The sequence below is a fragment of the Pseudomonas sp. 210_17 TE3656 genome (genome assembly GCF_054821965.1).
The window spans coordinates 3,003,442-3,019,095 of sequence record NZ_JBTRBC010000001.1; the positions used below are offsets into that span (position 1 = coordinate 3,003,442).

Annotated in this window: 15 protein-coding genes and 1 tRNA gene; 7 read left to right on the forward strand and 9 right to left on the reverse strand. The window is 61.2% G+C overall.

Annotated elements, in window-relative coordinates; translation table 11 throughout:
• Window positions 1-20 precede the first annotated feature (20 nt).
• The 6 genes from ACVI9W_RS14060 to ACVI9W_RS14085 all read right to left on the reverse strand — a co-directional run bounded on the left by ACVI9W_RS14060 (window position 21) and on the right by ACVI9W_RS14085 (window position 5,472).
• Complete coding sequence (locus tag ACVI9W_RS14060) at window positions 21-461, reverse strand: hypothetical protein (RefSeq protein ID WP_342623946.1); 441 nt, start codon at window positions 459-461, stop codon at window positions 21-23.
• Between the two features lie 79 nt (window positions 462-540).
• On the reverse strand, window positions 541-1,581 hold the full coding sequence (gene ppk2 / locus ACVI9W_RS14065; protein ID WP_461530322.1) for a polyphosphate kinase 2: 1,041 nt from the start codon (window positions 1,579-1,581) through the stop codon (window positions 541-543).
• Window positions 1,582-1,725: 144 nt separating this feature from the next.
• Window positions 1,726-1,801: transfer RNA gene (locus tag ACVI9W_RS14070), tRNA-Phe, on the reverse strand.
• A gap of 91 nt (window positions 1,802-1,892) precedes the next feature.
• Window positions 1,893-2,165: an oxidative damage protection protein gene (locus ACVI9W_RS14075; RefSeq protein ID WP_038605754.1), complete on the reverse strand. Its 273-nt coding sequence runs from the start codon at window positions 2,163-2,165 to the stop codon at window positions 1,893-1,895.
• Window positions 2,162-3,229 carry an A/G-specific adenine glycosylase gene (mutY, locus tag ACVI9W_RS14080; RefSeq protein ID WP_461530323.1) on the reverse strand — a complete coding sequence of 356 codons (1,068 nt, stop codon included), beginning with the start codon at window positions 3,227-3,229 and terminating at the stop codon, window positions 2,162-2,164. The genes ACVI9W_RS14075 and mutY overlap by 4 nt, the downstream gene beginning before the upstream one ends.
• Window positions 3,226-5,472, reverse strand: coding sequence for an AsmA family protein (locus ACVI9W_RS14085; RefSeq protein ID WP_461530324.1), 2,247 nt, complete (start codon window positions 5,470-5,472; stop codon window positions 3,226-3,228). The genes mutY and ACVI9W_RS14085 overlap by 4 nt, the downstream gene beginning before the upstream one ends.
• A gap of 360 nt (window positions 5,473-5,832) precedes the next feature.
• Here ACVI9W_RS14085 and ACVI9W_RS14090 point away from each other — a divergent pair, with 360 nt between their 5' ends.
• The 6 genes from ACVI9W_RS14090 (at window position 5,833) to hisF (ending at window position 10,688) form a co-directional block, all read left to right on the forward strand.
• On the forward strand, window positions 5,833-7,494 hold the full coding sequence (locus ACVI9W_RS14090; RefSeq protein WP_461530325.1) for an OFA family MFS transporter: 1,662 nt from the start codon (window positions 5,833-5,835) through the stop codon (window positions 7,492-7,494).
• Between the two features lie 141 nt (window positions 7,495-7,635).
• The gene (gene hisB, locus ACVI9W_RS14095; protein ID WP_028942262.1) at window positions 7,636-8,229 is read left to right on the forward strand and encodes an imidazoleglycerol-phosphate dehydratase HisB; all 594 of its coding nucleotides are present in this window, start codon (window positions 7,636-7,638) and stop codon (window positions 8,227-8,229) included.
• Window positions 8,229-8,867, forward strand: coding sequence for an imidazole glycerol phosphate synthase subunit HisH (gene hisH / locus ACVI9W_RS14100; RefSeq protein ID WP_461530326.1), 639 nt, complete (start codon window positions 8,229-8,231; stop codon window positions 8,865-8,867). Before hisB ends, hisH begins: the two co-directional genes overlap by 1 nt.
• Window positions 8,867-9,127: a DUF2164 domain-containing protein gene (locus ACVI9W_RS14105; RefSeq protein ID WP_038605769.1), complete on the forward strand. Its 261-nt coding sequence runs from the start codon at window positions 8,867-8,869 to the stop codon at window positions 9,125-9,127. Before hisH ends, ACVI9W_RS14105 begins: the two co-directional genes overlap by 1 nt.
• 42 nt (window positions 9,128-9,169) lie before the next feature.
• Window positions 9,170-9,907 (forward strand): 1-(5-phosphoribosyl)-5-[(5-phosphoribosylamino)methylideneamino]imidazole-4-carboxamide isomerase, encoded by a 738-nt coding sequence (gene hisA / locus ACVI9W_RS14110; RefSeq protein ID WP_038605771.1) that lies wholly within the window; start codon window positions 9,170-9,172, stop codon window positions 9,905-9,907.
• A gap of 10 nt (window positions 9,908-9,917) precedes the next feature.
• Window positions 9,918-10,688, forward strand: coding sequence for an imidazole glycerol phosphate synthase subunit HisF (gene hisF, locus ACVI9W_RS14115; protein ID WP_038605774.1), 771 nt, complete (start codon window positions 9,918-9,920; stop codon window positions 10,686-10,688).
• Window positions 10,689-10,769: 81 nt separating this feature from the next.
• Here the strand turns inward: hisF and choV are convergent, their stop codons facing one another.
• From choV to ACVI9W_RS14130, 3 genes are all read right to left on the reverse strand, one after another.
• Window positions 10,770-11,948, reverse strand: a complete 1,179-nt coding sequence (gene choV, locus ACVI9W_RS14120; RefSeq protein WP_342623953.1) for a choline ABC transporter ATP-binding protein — start codon at window positions 11,946-11,948, stop codon at window positions 10,770-10,772.
• Window positions 11,945-12,793, reverse strand: a complete 849-nt coding sequence (gene choW / locus ACVI9W_RS14125) for a choline ABC transporter permease subunit (protein ID WP_174446953.1) — start codon at window positions 12,791-12,793, stop codon at window positions 11,945-11,947. Before choW ends, choV begins: the two co-directional genes overlap by 4 nt.
• A 66-nt stretch (window positions 12,794-12,859) precedes the next feature.
• The gene (locus tag ACVI9W_RS14130; RefSeq protein ID WP_157190853.1) at window positions 12,860-13,807 is read right to left on the reverse strand and encodes a choline ABC transporter substrate-binding protein; all 948 of its coding nucleotides are present in this window, start codon (window positions 13,805-13,807) and stop codon (window positions 12,860-12,862) included.
• A gap of 451 nt (window positions 13,808-14,258) precedes the next feature.
• Between ACVI9W_RS14130 and ACVI9W_RS14135 the strand changes: the two genes are divergently transcribed.
• Window positions 14,259-15,635: an L-serine ammonia-lyase gene (locus tag ACVI9W_RS14135; RefSeq protein ID WP_461530327.1), complete on the forward strand. Its 1,377-nt coding sequence runs from the start codon at window positions 14,259-14,261 to the stop codon at window positions 15,633-15,635.
• Window positions 15,636-15,654: the final 19 nt, after the last annotated feature.

Sequence of the window (15,654 nt, forward strand, 5' to 3'; positions counted from 1 at the left end):
TTTATTGCTGCTGGCCTGGGTCAGCCAAACATCTTCTGTTGCTGCTTGGCCACCGCTTCCGAGGCCGAGATGTAGGCTTCCTGGAACTCGTCGCTTTCCAGCCAGGCCATGGTGGTGGCTTCGTCAGCCCCGTCCAGCCATTTGCGGTAGGCGCTGAAGACCATGACGATGTAGTCGGTGGCGTGCTCCTCCTTGTGGCCTTTGAGAACCAGGGCCAGCAGGGGATCGACCAGGAACACCGAAATCAAGGCCACCAGGCCGCCTTCCTGGGCTTGCTTCATCTTTTCGAACAGGGCGGTGTAGCTGCCCGAGTTCATGGCCTTGTCGAAGACCTGCTCGACGCTGGCGCTGGAGCTTTCGCCGGAGCTCTTGACCGCCTGGCCACTGCGCACCATGCGATTCTCGCGAGCCTTGGTGGCGGCGCGCTTGGCGCGTTTCTGCTGTTTGCTGTTGGAGGCCATCGGTGAATCCTGAGTCGTAAAATTTTGCGTATTGAAGCCTAGTTGGCAAAGAAACCCAAGTGCCGCCGACGGCCTTCGCTCAGGCGGGCTGTGCCAACTCGCCACGGTCTTCCTCGACAAGCACCCGTGCCGCGCGCTCAACCAGCAGCGGATCGGGCTGGTGGGCCACGCTCAGGTCCTTGCCCGGATAGTCGAGCGAATGCAGGAAGTGGCGGATGCAGTTGATCCGTGCGCGCTTCTTGTCGTCGGACTTGATCACCGTCCAGGGCGCGTCGGCAGTGTCGGTATGGAAGAACATCGCCTCTTTGGCGGCGGTGTACTCATCCCACTTGTCCAGCGACTTGATGTCGATGGGCGACAGTTTCCAGTGCTTGAGCGGATCGTCGCGGCGCGAGATGAAGCGGCGCAGCTGTTCTTCGCGGTTGACCGAGAACCAGTATTTGAACAGCAGGATGCCGCTGTTGCAGAGCATGCGCTCCAGGTCAGGTGCCTGGCGCATGAACTCCAGGTACTGCAGCGGCGAGCAGAAATCCATTACCCGTTCGACGCCGGCGCGGTTGTACCAGGAGCGGTCGAAGAAAACCATTTCACCGGCAGTCGGCAGGTGCTGGATGTAGCGCTGGAAGTACCACTGGCCCTTTTCCTGCTCGGAGGGCTTCTCCAGGGCGACGATGCGCGCGCCGCGCGGGTTCAGGTGCTCCATGAAGCGTTTGATGGTGCCGCCTTTGCCTGCCGCGTCACGGCCTTCGAACAGCACGACAATGCGCTGGCCGGTTTCCTTGGCCCAGCTTTGCACCTTGAGCAGTTCGATCTGCAGCTCGTGCTTGGCCTTTTCGTACTCCGCGCGGCGCATGCGGTTGCGGTAGGGGTAGCTGGCGGGCAGCTTTGCAGTAGTGCTGTCTTCGTTGGAACCGCGCGGGGCGGAGGCTACCTTCAGTGCGGCCGGTTGCTGGCTGATGGCGCTGATTTCACCGTCGGCGGTGGCAGTGCCGGGCTTGCGGGTGGTGCGTGGTCGCCGTGGGCGGCTGGTGCCGGGCGCGCGTGGCGGGGTCTGGCTGGTACTGGCCGATGTGTCTGAAGTCGGTGAGGGCAGAGGCAGGGCAGTGGATTCTTCGCTCATTGGGGGCCTGTTGGTTTTTTCGAATGTCCTTCAGGCAGCATACGGCAGTGTGGCAAGCGCGCACTGACGGTGGTCAACGCCCCGCTTTTTTATGGCGCAAACAAAAAACCCCTGAATCTCGCGATTCAGGGGTTTCGGTATTAGTGGTGCCCAGAGACGGAATCGAACCGCCGACACGGGGATTTTCAATCCCCTGCTCTACCGACTGAGCTATCTGGGCAACGGGGCGCATTAAAAGGCTTTTTCAGGTTTGCGTCAACGACTTTTTGAAAATTTTTTAAATTAATTCCGTCGCTTACGATTTTCCGGGGTTATTCGGCTGGTGGAACGTAGCCTTCGGCCTTTTCGAATTCCTGGCCGGAGAAGAACTTGTCCATCTCGCCCTGGAGGAATTTGCGGTCCTCGGCGTTCATCATGTTCAGGCGCTTCTCGTTGATCAGCATGGTCTGTTCCTTCTGCCAGTCGGCCCAGGCCTTCTGCGAGATGTGCTCGTAGATGTCCTGGCCCTTGGCGCCCGGGTACGGTGGGCGCTCCAGACCTGGCAGTTGTTCTTTGTACTTGCGGCACATTACGGTGCGGGTCATCGCGACTCTCCTGCAATCAAAACGTCGGCCGCGCGTTTCAGCAGTTTTTTCACCGGGGCGGCAAGGCCCAGGCGCGGCGGGGTGGCGAGGTTATACCAGAGCCAGTCGGCCTCGGCCACGTGGGCCCGGGTGTCATCGACCCGGACCAGCCATGGTTCGATGGCCAGCTGGAAATGGCTGAAGGTGTGCGTCAGGCTGTCCAGCGCCTGGCTGGCGCTGAGGCTCAGCCCGTGCTGGTCGGCCAGGTCGTCGAGCTGCTCCAGGTTGTCCAGCTCCGGCAGGCTCCACAAACCGCCCCAGAGCCCCGTGGAAGGGCGCCGGTAAAGCAGGATGGCACCTTCGCGGTTGGCCAGCAGCGGCATCAGCGTGCGCCGCTGTGGCAGCTCCTTGCGCGGTTTGGGTATCGGGTAGCGAATCTCCTGGCCGAGCATGTGCGCTTCGCAACCGAGCTTGAGCGGGCACAGCAGGCAACTGGGTTTGCTGCGGGTGCACAGGGTGGCGCCGAGGTCCATCATCGCCTGGGTGTAGTTATTGACCCGGGTGTGTGGGGTATAGCGTTCGGCATTGGCCCACAGGGCTTTGGCCACTTTCGGCTCGCCCGGATAGCCTTCCTGGGCGGTGTAGCGGGCCAGTACGCGCTTGACGTTGCCGTCGAGGATCGGCGCGCGCAGGCCCATGCTGATGCTGGCAATAGCGCCGGCGGTGGACAGGCCGATGCCAGGCAGCTCGGTCAGCTTTTCGACATCGCGGGGGAATTCGCCGGCGTACTGCTCGACGACGATCTTCGCGGTCTTCTGCAGGTTGCGCGCGCGGGTGTAGTAACCCAGGCCTGTCCACAGGTGCAGCACTTCGTCTTCAGGGGCTTCGGCCAGGGCCTGCACGGTCGGTAGCGCGGCCATGAAACGGTCGAAGTAATTGAGTACGGTGCTGACCTGGGTCTGCTGCAGCATGATTTCCGAAACCCACACCCGATAAGGCGTGATGCCCTGTTGCCAGGGCAGGTCATGACGGCCGTTACGGTCGTACCACTCCAGCACGGCGCTGGAAAACTGCTCAGGACTCATCGCTTGAACAACCCCTTGAGCGCATCTTTGAGTTCCGGGCTGACCTTGTCACCGAGTTTCTCGTCGATCTTGTCGCTGAGTTTTTCGCTGACTTTGTCGCCCGCCAGCTTGGCGGCGACTTTGCCCAGCGCATCTTTGTCCAGGCGGCAGGCTTTGGCGCCCAGCTCAAGCGGGCCGCGGCAGCGCAGCGGCAGTTCGAGGCCGACATAGCGCTCGCCGACCTGGCAGGCAGGGTCCGGCATGTCGCGTTTGTCGCCCTCGACGATCACGCCCACCCGGTAGTCCATACCCAATACACGCAGGTCGAGGTCGCCCTGACCATTGACCGTCAGACCGGGAATACGCGCCTTGAGGTCTGGGTTGCTGGCCACGCCATTACGCAGCACCAGGCTGCCTTTGAGCTCCTGGAAGGGCGTGTCCTTGCCGCGGGGTTCGCCGCTCAGGGCTTTGCGGTTGAGGGTGGCGATGGCCTGGCACAGCTGTTGTTCAAGGTTGGCGTTGACCAGGATGCCGTCGTTGATGACAAAGCTGGCGTTGCCATTGAGGGTGTCGACTAGCGCCTTCTGACTGTTGCCGGTGGCGGTCAGGTCGCTGCTCAGGGTCAGCAGGCCCTTGACCGGCGGGGTTTCGGTCTGGCTCTTGATGAAGTGCTCGACCGGCACCCGGTTGACCTTGGTGGTGAGGCCGATCTGCGGCACCGCCGGACGAACATCCAGGGTGCCCTTGCTTTCGAAGTCGCCGTCATACAGGCCGCCGCGCAGGGCTTCCAGGGTGATCAGGCCGCCCTGGCCCTGGGCTTTCAGGTGGGCGTTTTCGATCGGCAGTTTCTCCAGGGTCAGCAGGCCGAACGTCAGGTCAGCCTGCAGATCGAGCTGGCGCAGGCGATCGACCGGCAGCAGTTTGTCGTTGCTCCAGGCAACCTGGGTCGGGGCGTCGGGCAGCGGCGTGTTGCCGGCGCTGGCCAGGGCGCTTTGTTCCTTGCTCTTGACCTCGGCCTGGCGCGCTGCAGTGGCACTGGCCGCCGCTTCACTCTTGGCCGGCATGTAGCGGTCGGCGTCGAACTTGTCGGCTTTGAGCTGGATGCGCAGGGCTTGTTTGGCGAAGTCTTCGACCGCCAGGCGGCCACTGAAGGTGCTGTCGTCGAGTTTTACCGCCAGGTCTTCCAGGGCCAGGCTGGTGGGGCTGCCTTGCAGGCGGCTGACCAGTTCGAACTTGTTCAGCGCGCTGGCGTCAGCTGTGGCGGGCAGCGTCACGCCGACGCTGTCGAGGAAGGTACGCAGGTTGATCTGGGCGATCGACAGGCCACCCGTCAGTTGCGGGGTTTTGTCCAGGTCACGCAGGTTCAGCTCGCCGAGGGCGCGCAACTGGTTGGCCGAGAGTTTCAGGCCGTTCCATTCGGCGACGTTCGCCGCCAGGTCGACCAGCAATTGGCCCTGGGCAGCGAAGGTCAGGGTTTTGCCCTGCAGAGGCTCGCCCGAGGCTTCGCCGCTGAGCTTCATGTCTTCGAACTGGTAGCGCTTGAGGCGGCGGTCGAAACGCAGCTCGCCGTTGAGTTCCGTGCGTGCTTTGAGTACCGGTTGCCCGACGCTGACAAAGGCGGTCATTTTCAGCGGGATGTTCACCCCTTCGTGGACCGCGCCGGTGCTCAGCTGGATGCTTTCGGCGCCAAAGGTCTGACCGCTGCGTGCATCGCTGTACTGAACCCGGGCGTTGTTCACGGTCAGGCTGTCGATATCCAGCTTGACCGGACGCTCGTTGCTGTCGCTCTTGGTCTCGGCCTTGGCTTCGCCAGCAGGTGCGGGTGCGGCACCCTCGGCGGAGGCTGCTGCAGCGACCGGCAATGGCTTGCCGATGTCTTCCCAGTTGCCGTGGCCATTCTCGTCACGGCTCAGGCTGAGGTTCAGACCTTCGACGCGTACGTCGCTCATCTGCACTTCGCGGCGCAACAACGGCAGGACGCGCACTGACAGACCGAGCATCTGCAGGTCGGCAAACGGCACTTTCGGGTTGTTCAAAGTGGCGATGCTGGCTTCATGCAGCTCCAGCCCCAGCCAGGGGAACAGGCTCCAGCCGATGTCGCCATTGAGCGTCAGCTCGACGTGGGCTTTGTCGCGTGCAAGCTGGCGAATCTCGTCTTTGTAGTCGTTGGGATCGAAGAGGTGGGTCAGGGCAAATCCCAGAGCCACAATGATCAGCAACAACCCGAGAAGCACCAGCCCCAGGATTTTGCCGAACGCTTTCATGGGCGAGTCCTTGTAGTTCGATTCTAAAATTTAGCCGCAGAGTATAGCGCTGCGCTTGTCGTCGCTGGAGATGCTCAAGGTTTACTGAGGATTTCTCCTACAAGCGCTGGCTTGATTTGCTCAGGATTTCGACAGCGATGGGTATGACAGTTCCTTGCGCAGAGCAATCAGCTGCCGAACAAAAGACGATATCAGTTTGCTTTCAAAGGCAGAGGCTAATGCTACTCTTGCGCCGCTCACAGGCCCTTGTGCGGCGATTTGTCGCGTTTTATAGGGCAGCTGTGCCAAAAAACGATCAGTTGCCTATGTGCCAAGGTCGTGAGCCGTGAGCTGACCATCTCTACGCGGGGAACACAATAAATGAACAGCAGTATCACGGCAGGCACGTTAACCAGCAGCCCTGGTTTTCTGTCCAAGGAGCGGATCATCGCCGCGCCTGGTTTCAACCGCTGGCTGGTACCACCGGCGGCGCTGGCCATCCACCTGTGCATCGGCATGGCCTACGGTTTTTCGGTGTTCTGGTTGCCGTTGTCGCAAGCGATCGGTATTACCGCGCCGCTCGCCTGCGCGCCGGACATGAGCTTCTTCGCCCGCCTGTTCAGCACCGAATGCGACTGGCAGATCTCGATGCTCAGCTGGATCTATACCCTGTTCTTCGTGTTCCTCGGCTGTTCTGCCGCCGTTTGGGGTGGCTGGCTGGAGCACGCCGGGCCGCGCAAGGCCGGAGTGGTTTCGGCATTGTGCTGGTGTGGTGGCCTGCTGATCTCGGCGTTCGGTATCTATACCCACCAGCTCTGGCTGATGTGGCTGGGCTCGGGTGTCATCGGCGGTATCGGCCTGGGCTTGGGCTATATCTCGCCGGTTTCGACCCTGATCAAGTGGTTCCCGGACAAGCGCGGCATGGCCACCGGTATGGCGATCATGGGCTTTGGCGGTGGTGCCATGGTCGGCGCGCCACTGGCGGCAGCGCTGATGAACCACTTTGCCAGCCCTGAAGGCGTAGGCGTCTGGCAGAGCTTCGTGGTGATGGCGGTAATCTACTTCGTGTTCATGATCGGCGGTGCCTTGGCCTATCGAGTGCCACCGACCGGCTGGAAGCCCGAGGGCTGGACCGCACCGCTGAAGAAAGCCAGCAACGCGATGATTACCCACCGTCACGTACATGTCAGTGTGGCGTGGAAAACGCCGCAGTTTGCATTGATCTGGTTGGTGTTGTGCCTGAACGTGTCGGCAGGTATCGGCATTCTGGGCATGGCCTCACCACTGTTGCAGGAAGTTTTTGCCGGCAAATTGCTCGGTAACGACTTGAGCTTCAGCGAACTCAGCAGCACGCAACTGGCGCAGATTGCCGCAATCGCTGCCGGTTTTACTGGCCTTTTGAGCCTGTTCAACATCGGTGGGCGGTTTTTCTGGGCGTCGTTCTCCGACTATATCGGGCGCAAGAACACCTATTTCGCCTTCTTCGCTCTCGGTGTCGCGCTGTATGCGCTGGTGCCGAACATGGGCCACCTGGGCAATATCGCCCTGTTCGTGGCGGCGTTCTGCATCATCCTGTCGATGTACGGCGGCGGCTTCGCCACAGTGCCGGCGTATCTGGCCGACCTGTTCGGCACGCAGATGGTCGGCGCCATTCATGGTCGTCTGTTGACTGCCTGGGCTGCTGCCGGCGTGCTGGGGCCGGTGCTGATTACCTACTTGCGTGAGTACCAGCTGGCGCTGGGCGTGGAGCGTGCGGCGGTCTACGACATCACCCTGTACATCCTGGCTGGCCTGCTGGTGCTGGGGTTTGTCTGCAACGCGCTGGTGCGCCCGGTGGCCGACAAGTACTTCATGACCGATGCGCAGCTGGCGGCGGAACAGGCGCTGGGGCATGACCAGAACAACGGTAATGCCCGGGTGCTGGAGTGGCACGCAGCGCCGGGCAGTCTGCCGCTGGTAGTCGCTGCCTGGCTGGTGGTGGGGATTCCACTGGCCTGGGGGATCTGGGTGACACTGCAAAAAACCGCAGTGCTGTTCAACTAACCCCTCTGTTCCCACTGGAAATTGCAGAAAATCGTCATGTGGCAGGTAAATCCCCTGCCACATGTCATCTTCGTTTCATGCCACGCGCTTCTAGGCCTATAATGATCGCCTTTTTCGCCCAATGATTTTGCGGAGCTGGTGATGGTCGAACGTAAGGCTTCCGTCGAGCGCAATACTCTGGAAACCCAGATCAAGGCCTCGATCAACCTGGATGGCAGCGGCAAGGCCCGATTTGATATCGGTGTGCCTTTCCTTGAACACATGCTCGACCAGATCGCCCGACATGGGCTGATCGATCTCGACATCGAGTGCAAGGGCGACCTGCATATCGACGATCACCATACCGTCGAAGATGTCGGTATCACCCTCGGCCAGGCTTTCAACCAGGCCATCGGCGACAAGAAGGGCATCCGCCGCTACGGCCATGCCTATGTGCCGCTGGACGAAGCCCTGTCGCGTGTGGTCATCGACTTCTCCGGCCGTCCCGGCCTGCAGATGCATGTGCCCTACACCCGCGCCTCGGTAGGCGGCTTCGATGTCGACCTGTTCCAGGAATTCTTCCAGGGCTTCGTCAACCACGCCAACGTCACCCTGCACATCGACAACCTGCGTGGGCACAACACCCACCACCAGATCGAAACGGTGTTCAAGGCGTTCGGCCGCGCGCTGCGCATGGCGATCGAGCTGGACGAGCGCATGGCCGGGCAGATGCCATCGACCAAGGGTTGCCTGTAATGCAGACAGTTGCCGTTATCGACTATGGCATGGGCAACCTGCACTCGGTGGCCAAGGCCCTGGAGCACGTCGGCGCCGGCAAGGTGCTGATCACCAGCGACGCTACGGTAATCCGCGAGGCTGACCGCGTGGTGTTTCCGGGGGTCGGCGCGATTCGCGACTGCATGGCCGAGATTCGCCGCCTGGGCTTCGACAGCCTGGTGCGTGAAGTCAGCCAGGACCGTCCGTTCCTCGGCATTTGCGTCGGCATGCAGGCGTTGCTCGATCACAGCGAAGAGAACGACGGTGTCGACTGCATCGGCCTGTTCCCGGGCCAGGTGAAGTTCTTCGGTAAAGACCTGCACGAAGAGGGCGAGCACCTGAAGGTGCCGCACATGGGCTGGAACGAAGTCACCCAGTCCATCGACCACCCGCTGTGGCACAACATTCCTGACCTGGCGCGCTTCTATTTCGTCCACAGCTACTACATCACTGCGGCCAAGGCCGTGCAGGTGGTGGGGCGCGGTCACTATGGCGTCGATTTCGCCGCCGCACTGGCCGAAGGATCGCGTTTTGCCGTGCAGTTCCATCCGGAGAAGAGCCATACCCATGGCCTGCAGTTGCTGCAGAACTTCGCCGCCTGGGACGGCCGCTGGTAATGAGCAAGTCCAGGACCAAGGCACCGATCCTCACCCTCGCCCCGGAACAGGAACGCGAGGCGCTGGATGTTCTCAAGCGCTTCCTCGAAGACCGTTTCGAGTTGCAGCTGGGGTCGTTCGAGGTCGCCGAGGTGCTGGATCTGTTTACCAAAGAGATTGCCCCGCACTACTACAACAGGGCGATTTTCGATGTGCAGAACCACCTCAAGGAACGGTTCGAAAGCATCGAAAGCGACCTGTGGGCGCTCGAGAAGAACTGACTTCCCGAGCATCACTGTTTACCGAATAGACAGGTTTTGCAGATGCTGATTATCCCCGCTATCGATCTCAAGGACGGTGCTTGCGTACGCCTGCGCCAAGGCCGCATGGAAGATTCCACGGTTTTCTCCGACGACCCGGTGAGCATGGCCGCCAAGTGGGTCGAAGGCGGCTGCCGCCGTCTGCATCTGGTTGACCTCAACGGCGCCTTCGAAGGCCAGCCGGTCAACGGCGAAGTGGTTACCGCCATTGCCAAGCGCTACCCGAACCTGCCGATCCAGATCGGCGGCGGTATCCGTTCGCTGGAAACCATCGAGCATTACGTCAAAGCCGGCGTCAGCTACGTGATCATCGGCACCAAGGCGGTCAAAGAGCCAGAGTTCGTCGCCGAAGCCTGCCGCGCGTTTCCGGGCAAAGTCATTGTCGGCCTGGACGCCAAAGACGGCTTCGTCGCCACCGACGGCTGGGCTGAAGTCAGCTCGGTGCAGGTCATCGACCTGGCCAAGCGTTTCGAAGCTGACGGCGTCTCGGCCATCGTCTACACCGACATCGCCAAAGACGGCATGATGCAAGGCTGCAACGTGCCTTTCACCGCCGCCCTGGCCGCGGCCACCAAGATCCCGGTCATCGCCTCCGGCGGTATCCACAACCTCGGTGACATCAAGGCCCTGCTCGACGCCAAGGCGCCAGGCATCATCGGCGCGATCACCGGCCGCGCGATCTACGAAGGCACCCTGGATGTCGCCGAGGCACAAGCCTTCTGCGACAGCTATAAAGGCTGAGGACTCCGACATGGCACTGGCCAAGCGCATCATCCCTTGCCTGGACGTGGACAACGGCCGGGTGGTCAAGGGCGTCAAGTTCGAGAACATCCGCGATGCCGGTGACCCGGTGGAAATCGCCCGGCGCTACGATGAACAGGGCGCTGACGAAATTACCTTCCTCGACATCACTGCCAGCGTCGATGGCCGCGATACCACCCTGCATACCGTCGAGCGCATGGCCAGCCAGGTGTTCATCCCGCTGACCGTGGGCGGTGGCGTGCGTACCGTGCAGGACATCCGTAACCTGCTCAATGCCGGTGCCGACAAGGTCTCGATCAACACTGCCGCGGTGTTCAACCCGGAGTTCGTTGGCGAGGCTGCCGCGCACTTTGGTTCGCAGTGCATCGTGGTTGCGATCGACGCCAAGAAGGTTTCCGGCCCGGGCGAAACCCCGCGCTGGGAAATCTTCACCCACGGCGGTCGCAAGCCGACTGGCCTGGATGCGGTGGAGTGGGCGAAGAAGATGGAAGGCCTGGGTGCCGGTGAGATCCTGCTGACCAGCATGGATCAGGACGGCATGAAGAACGGCTTTGACCTGGGCGTGACCCGGGCCATCAGCGATGCCCTGGGTATTCCGGTGATTGCTTCGGGTGGTGTGGGCAACCTTCAGCACCTGGCTGACGGGATTCTGGAAGGTCATGCCAGCGCAGTGCTGGCGGCAAGCATCTTCCACTTCGGTGAGTACACGGTGCCGGAAGCCAAGGCGTTCATGGCCAAGCAAGGCATCGTCGTCCGCTGACAGTCCTCTATCGCGGGGCAAGCCCGCTCCCACCGGGATTTAGGTGATCCCGGTGGGAGCGGGCTTGCCCCGCGATAGCATTCACCCCAGATTCTTGCCCAACAGCGCGTGATACAACTCGCTGTCACCGAGAATTCCCACCACCGTATTCCCTTCCTGCAGCACCAGCTTGTTACCGGTCTGGTAACGGATCTGCAGGGCCTCACGCATACCGATGCTGGCACTGACCAACGTTGGCTTGCGGGCTAGTCCTTCCACCGCTTCCCCTGGTGCCCAGTTCTGCAGGTCCATACCCGTAGCGCCCTGACGTGCACCCTTGATGGTGTTGCCTTCGGCCAGATCCAGCCACGAGTCGCCACCCGGGTCGATGCACACCGAACCATTGATGCGTTTGCACTTGTCCAGGGTGCGCATCAGGCTGCGGCCACACAGCACGTTGAGCGGGTTGGTGTGGGCGACGAAGGTGCGTACATATTCATCGGCCGGGTTGAGGACGATCTCCTCGGGCTTGCTGTACTGGATGATCTTGCCGTCTTTCATGATGGCGATCCGGCTGCCCAGCTTCAGCGCTTCGTCCAGGTCGTGGCTGACGAACACGATGGTCTTGCTCAGCTTGCGTTGCAGCTCCAGTAGCTCGTCCTGCAGGCCCTGACGGATCAGCGGGTCGAGGGCCGAGAAAGGTTCGTCCATCAGCAGGATGTCGGCGTCCATGGCCAGCGCGCGGGCCAGGCCGACGCGTTGCTGCATGCCGCCTGAGAGTTCATCGGGCTTCTTGTTGCGCCATTGCGTCAGGCCGACCAGTTCGAGTTTCTCGTCGACCAGCTTGCGCCGCTCTTTCTCCGGACGCCCCTGCATTTCCAGGCCGAAGCTGATGTTCTCGCGCACCGTCAGCCAGGGCATCAGGGCGAACTTCTGGAACACCATGGCGATGCGCTTGGTGCGCATCATTTTCAGCTCCGCCGGGGTGCAGTGGGCGATGTCGATATGCGAGCCTTCGTGCTCGACGAACAACTTGCCGCGGCTGACGGTATTGAGGCCGTTGATGCAGCGCAGCAGGCTCGACTTGCCCGAACCGGACAGGCCCATCAGCACGCAGATTTCGCCTTTGTTGATATCCAGGTTGGCCTTTTCCACGCCGACTACCAACCCGGTTTTTTTCAGGATCTGCTCCCGCGAAAGGCCTTGGTCTAGCAGGCTGAGGGCCTCACGCGGTCGGCTGGAGAAGATAACGTCTACATCTTCGAAGCGAATAATGCTCATGCTTCACTCCTTACCGGTGCGTCGGGTTGTTTGCAGATGCGGTCGAGCATGATCGCCAGCAGGACGATCGCCAGACCCGCTTCGAAGCCCAGGGCTATATCGGCGGTGTTCAGTGCGTTGACTACAGGTTTGCCCAGACCATCGGCGCCCACTAGCGCGGCAATCACCACCATCGACAGCGACAGCATGATGCATTGGGTGACGCCGGCGGCGATGCTCGGCATGGCATGCGGCAGTTCGATGCGTGACAGCAGTTGGCGGCGTGAGCAACCGAAGGCCTTGCCGGCATCGAGCAGTTCCTGGGGCACATCACAGATACCCAGGTAGGTCAGGCGGATCGGCGCGGCGATGGCAAACACCACCGTCGAGATCAGCCCGGGAACCACGCCCAGACCGAACAGGGTCAGGGTCGGGATCAGGTACACGAAGGTAGGGACCGTCTGCATCAGGTCGAGGACCGGGCGCATGGCGGTGTAGAACATCGGTTTGTGTGCGGCGAGGATGCCCAGCGGTACGCCGATGGCCACGCAGACCAGGGTGGCGAACAGCACCTGGGCGAGGGTCTCCATGGTCTCTTGCCAGTAACCGAGGTTGAGGATCAGCAGAAATGACAGTACGCAGAAGGTGGTCAGCGCCCATTTGCGCTGGATCAGGTGCGCGATCACTGCAATCAGGCCGATCAGGACGAAGGGATTGAACCAGGTCAGTGCCCCGGTTACACCGTGGATCATGTATTCCAGTGCCGCAGCGAAAGCATCGAAGTAGTTGGCGCCGTGTTGCGTCAACCATTCAACGAAGCCTGCGATGTACTGGCCCAGAGGGAGTTTTTCATCGATCAGCATGATAGCGAGCGTCCACCTGCAAAAAATTGAAGACAGCCTGCGGCGGGGCCAGCCCGCCGCAGGCAGTGCTTACTGCGTCAGTTTGGCCTTGGCCGCCTCCAGGCCCGGTTTGCCGTCAACGGTGGTAACCCCTGCCAGCCAGGTATCGAGTACCTGAGGGTTGTTTTTCAGCCAGGCCTTGGCGGCTGCGTCGGGTTTCATCTTGTCGTCCAGGACGTTGCCCATCAGCGTGCTTTCCATGTCCAGGGTGAAGGACAGGTTTTTCAGCAGCTGGCCGACGTTGCTGCATTCCTGCGCATAACCCTTGCGGGTATTGGTGAGCACGGTGGCTTTACCGTATTCGGGACCGAAGAAATCATCGCCGCCGTCGAGGTATTTCATCTTGAAACGGGTGTTCATCGGGTGCGGTTCCCAGCCCAGGAACACCACCGCAGTGTCGCGGCGCTGGGCACGTTCAACCTGCGAAAGCATGCCTGCTTCGCTGGACTCGACCACCTTGAAACCGGCGTCCTTGAGGCCGAAGGCGTTCTTGTCGATCATGCTCTGGATGGTGCGGTTGCCGTCGTTGCCCGGCTCGATGCCGTAGATCTTGCCGTCCAGTTCCTTCTTGAACTTGGCAATGTCGGCGAAGTTTTTCAGGCCCTTGTCATACAGCGCCTGCGGTACGGCCAGGGTGTACTTGGCGTTCTCCAGGTTGGCCCGCACGGTTTCCACCGTACCGGCATCACGGTACTGCTTGATGTCGTTTTCCATGGTCGGCATCCAGTTGCCGAGGAACACATCCATATTCTTGCCGTCGGCCAGCGACTTGTAGGTCACTGGCACCGAAATCATGGTGGTCTTGGTTTTGTAGCCCAGCGATTGCAGCACCACACTGGTCACCGCGGTGGTCACGGTGATATCGGTCCAGCCGACATCGGAGAAGTTGACGGTATGACACTGCTCAGGCTCGGCGGCCTGGGCCAACAGCGGCACACTCAGTAGCGCGGTCAGCAATAGCGAGGGTGAACCTTTCATGCGATGGACTCCTGATGTTTTTTCTCGGATGTCCCACGGGACCGCCGTGCTTTATGGTTTGCATTCGGTCGGGCCTGACTATCGGGCGATAGCGGGACAGGTGCCGTGCAATCGAGTCGATACCGATCATCTAACAGCGAAAATCAAACGCCTACAGGGTGCGTCGTATCCAGTACAGACAGGGTCGTATCCAGTGTCGATGAGGTCGTTTACAGATTTATCCCACCCCGTAAACGCAGTTTTGCTGCTTCTGCACCGCAAAAAAACGGCGCAGAAACGGTCGTGACAGCTGGCGGCGTTGCTGGGCAAGAACGCGTCGGTTGTAGACGTCAGAAGTCCGCTCAAAAGCCTGATGATGCGCGAATTCGGCGGATTGCCGCCTATTTAGCGTAGCAGTTGCAACGCCCTTGGCCTGGCTTGGGGGTGGCTGCTCAATCAGGAGGTAGGTGGCATGGCCATCAGTGTGTTCGACCTGTTCAAGATTGGCGTCGGCCCATCCAGCTCTCATACCGTCGGGCCCATGCGGGCCGCGGCGCTGTTCGTCCAGGGCCTGCGTGAACGTGGTGAGCTCGAGCAGGTGCGCCGCATCGAGGTGCGCCTGTACGGCTCGTTGTCGGCCACGGGGATCGGTCACGGCAGCGACAATGCGGTCATCATGGGCCTGATGGGCGAGTGGCCGGACGCTATCGACCCGTCGCAAATCGGCCCCCGCATCGCGGCACTGCGTGAAACCGGCACCTTGCTGCTCGATGGCCGGCTGCAGGTCGGTTTTGTCTGGGCGCGCGACATGCTGTTGCTCGACGAGAACCTGCCTTATCACCCCAACGCCATGACCCTGATCGCTGAAGACTCGGCGGGCGAGCTGCATCGCGATACCTATTACTCGGTCGGCGGCGGCTTCGTGGTGGATGCGGCGCAGGCCGCCAGTGGTGTGCTGGACGCCGATAACACCGTGCTCCCCTACGATTTCAACAGCGCTGTGGAACTGCTGGAGCTGTGCAAGAAAAACGACCTGCGCGTGTCGCAACTGATGCTGGAAAACGAGAAGGTCTGGCGTAGCGAAGCGGAGATTCGCGCCGGTTTGCTCAAGCTCTGGCATGCCATGCAGGCCTGTGTCGAAAACGGTCTGAAATACGAAGGGATTCTACCCGGTGGGCTCAACGTCAAACGCCGCGCAGCCAAGCTGCATCGCAGCCTGCAGGAGTTGAACAAGCCCAATGTGATCGGCTCGACCTTGAGCGCCATGGAGTGGGTCAACCTTTACGCGCTGGCGGTGAATGAGGAAAACGCGGCCGGTGGGCGCATGGTCACGGCGCCGACCAATGGCGCGGCCGGGATCATTCCGGCGGTGCTGCATTACTACATGCGCTTCAGCGATGAAGTCAGCGAAGCCTGCGTGGTCGACTTCTTCCTGGCGGCGGCGGCGGTGGGCATTTTGTGCAAGAAAAACGCGTCGATCTCCGGTGCCGAAGTGGGCTGTCAGGGCGAGGTCGGTTCGGCTTGTGCGATGGCGGCGGCGGGGCTTGCCGAAGTGCTCGGGGCGACGCCGGCGCAGCTTGAGAATGCCGCAGAAATCGGTCTTGAGCATAACCTCGGGCTGACCTGTGATCCGGTCGGCGGGCTGGTTCAGGTGCCGTGCATCGAACGCAATGCCATTGCCGCGGTGAAGGCAATCAATGCCGCGCAGATGGCGCTGCGTGGCGATGGTGAGCACTTCATCTCGCTCGACCGGGTGATCCGCACCATGCGCGACACCGGCGCCGACATGCATGACAAATACAAGGAAACCTCGCGTGGTGGCTTGGCGGTCAACGCCATCGAATGTTGACCCGGCCTGCGCCGTTAAT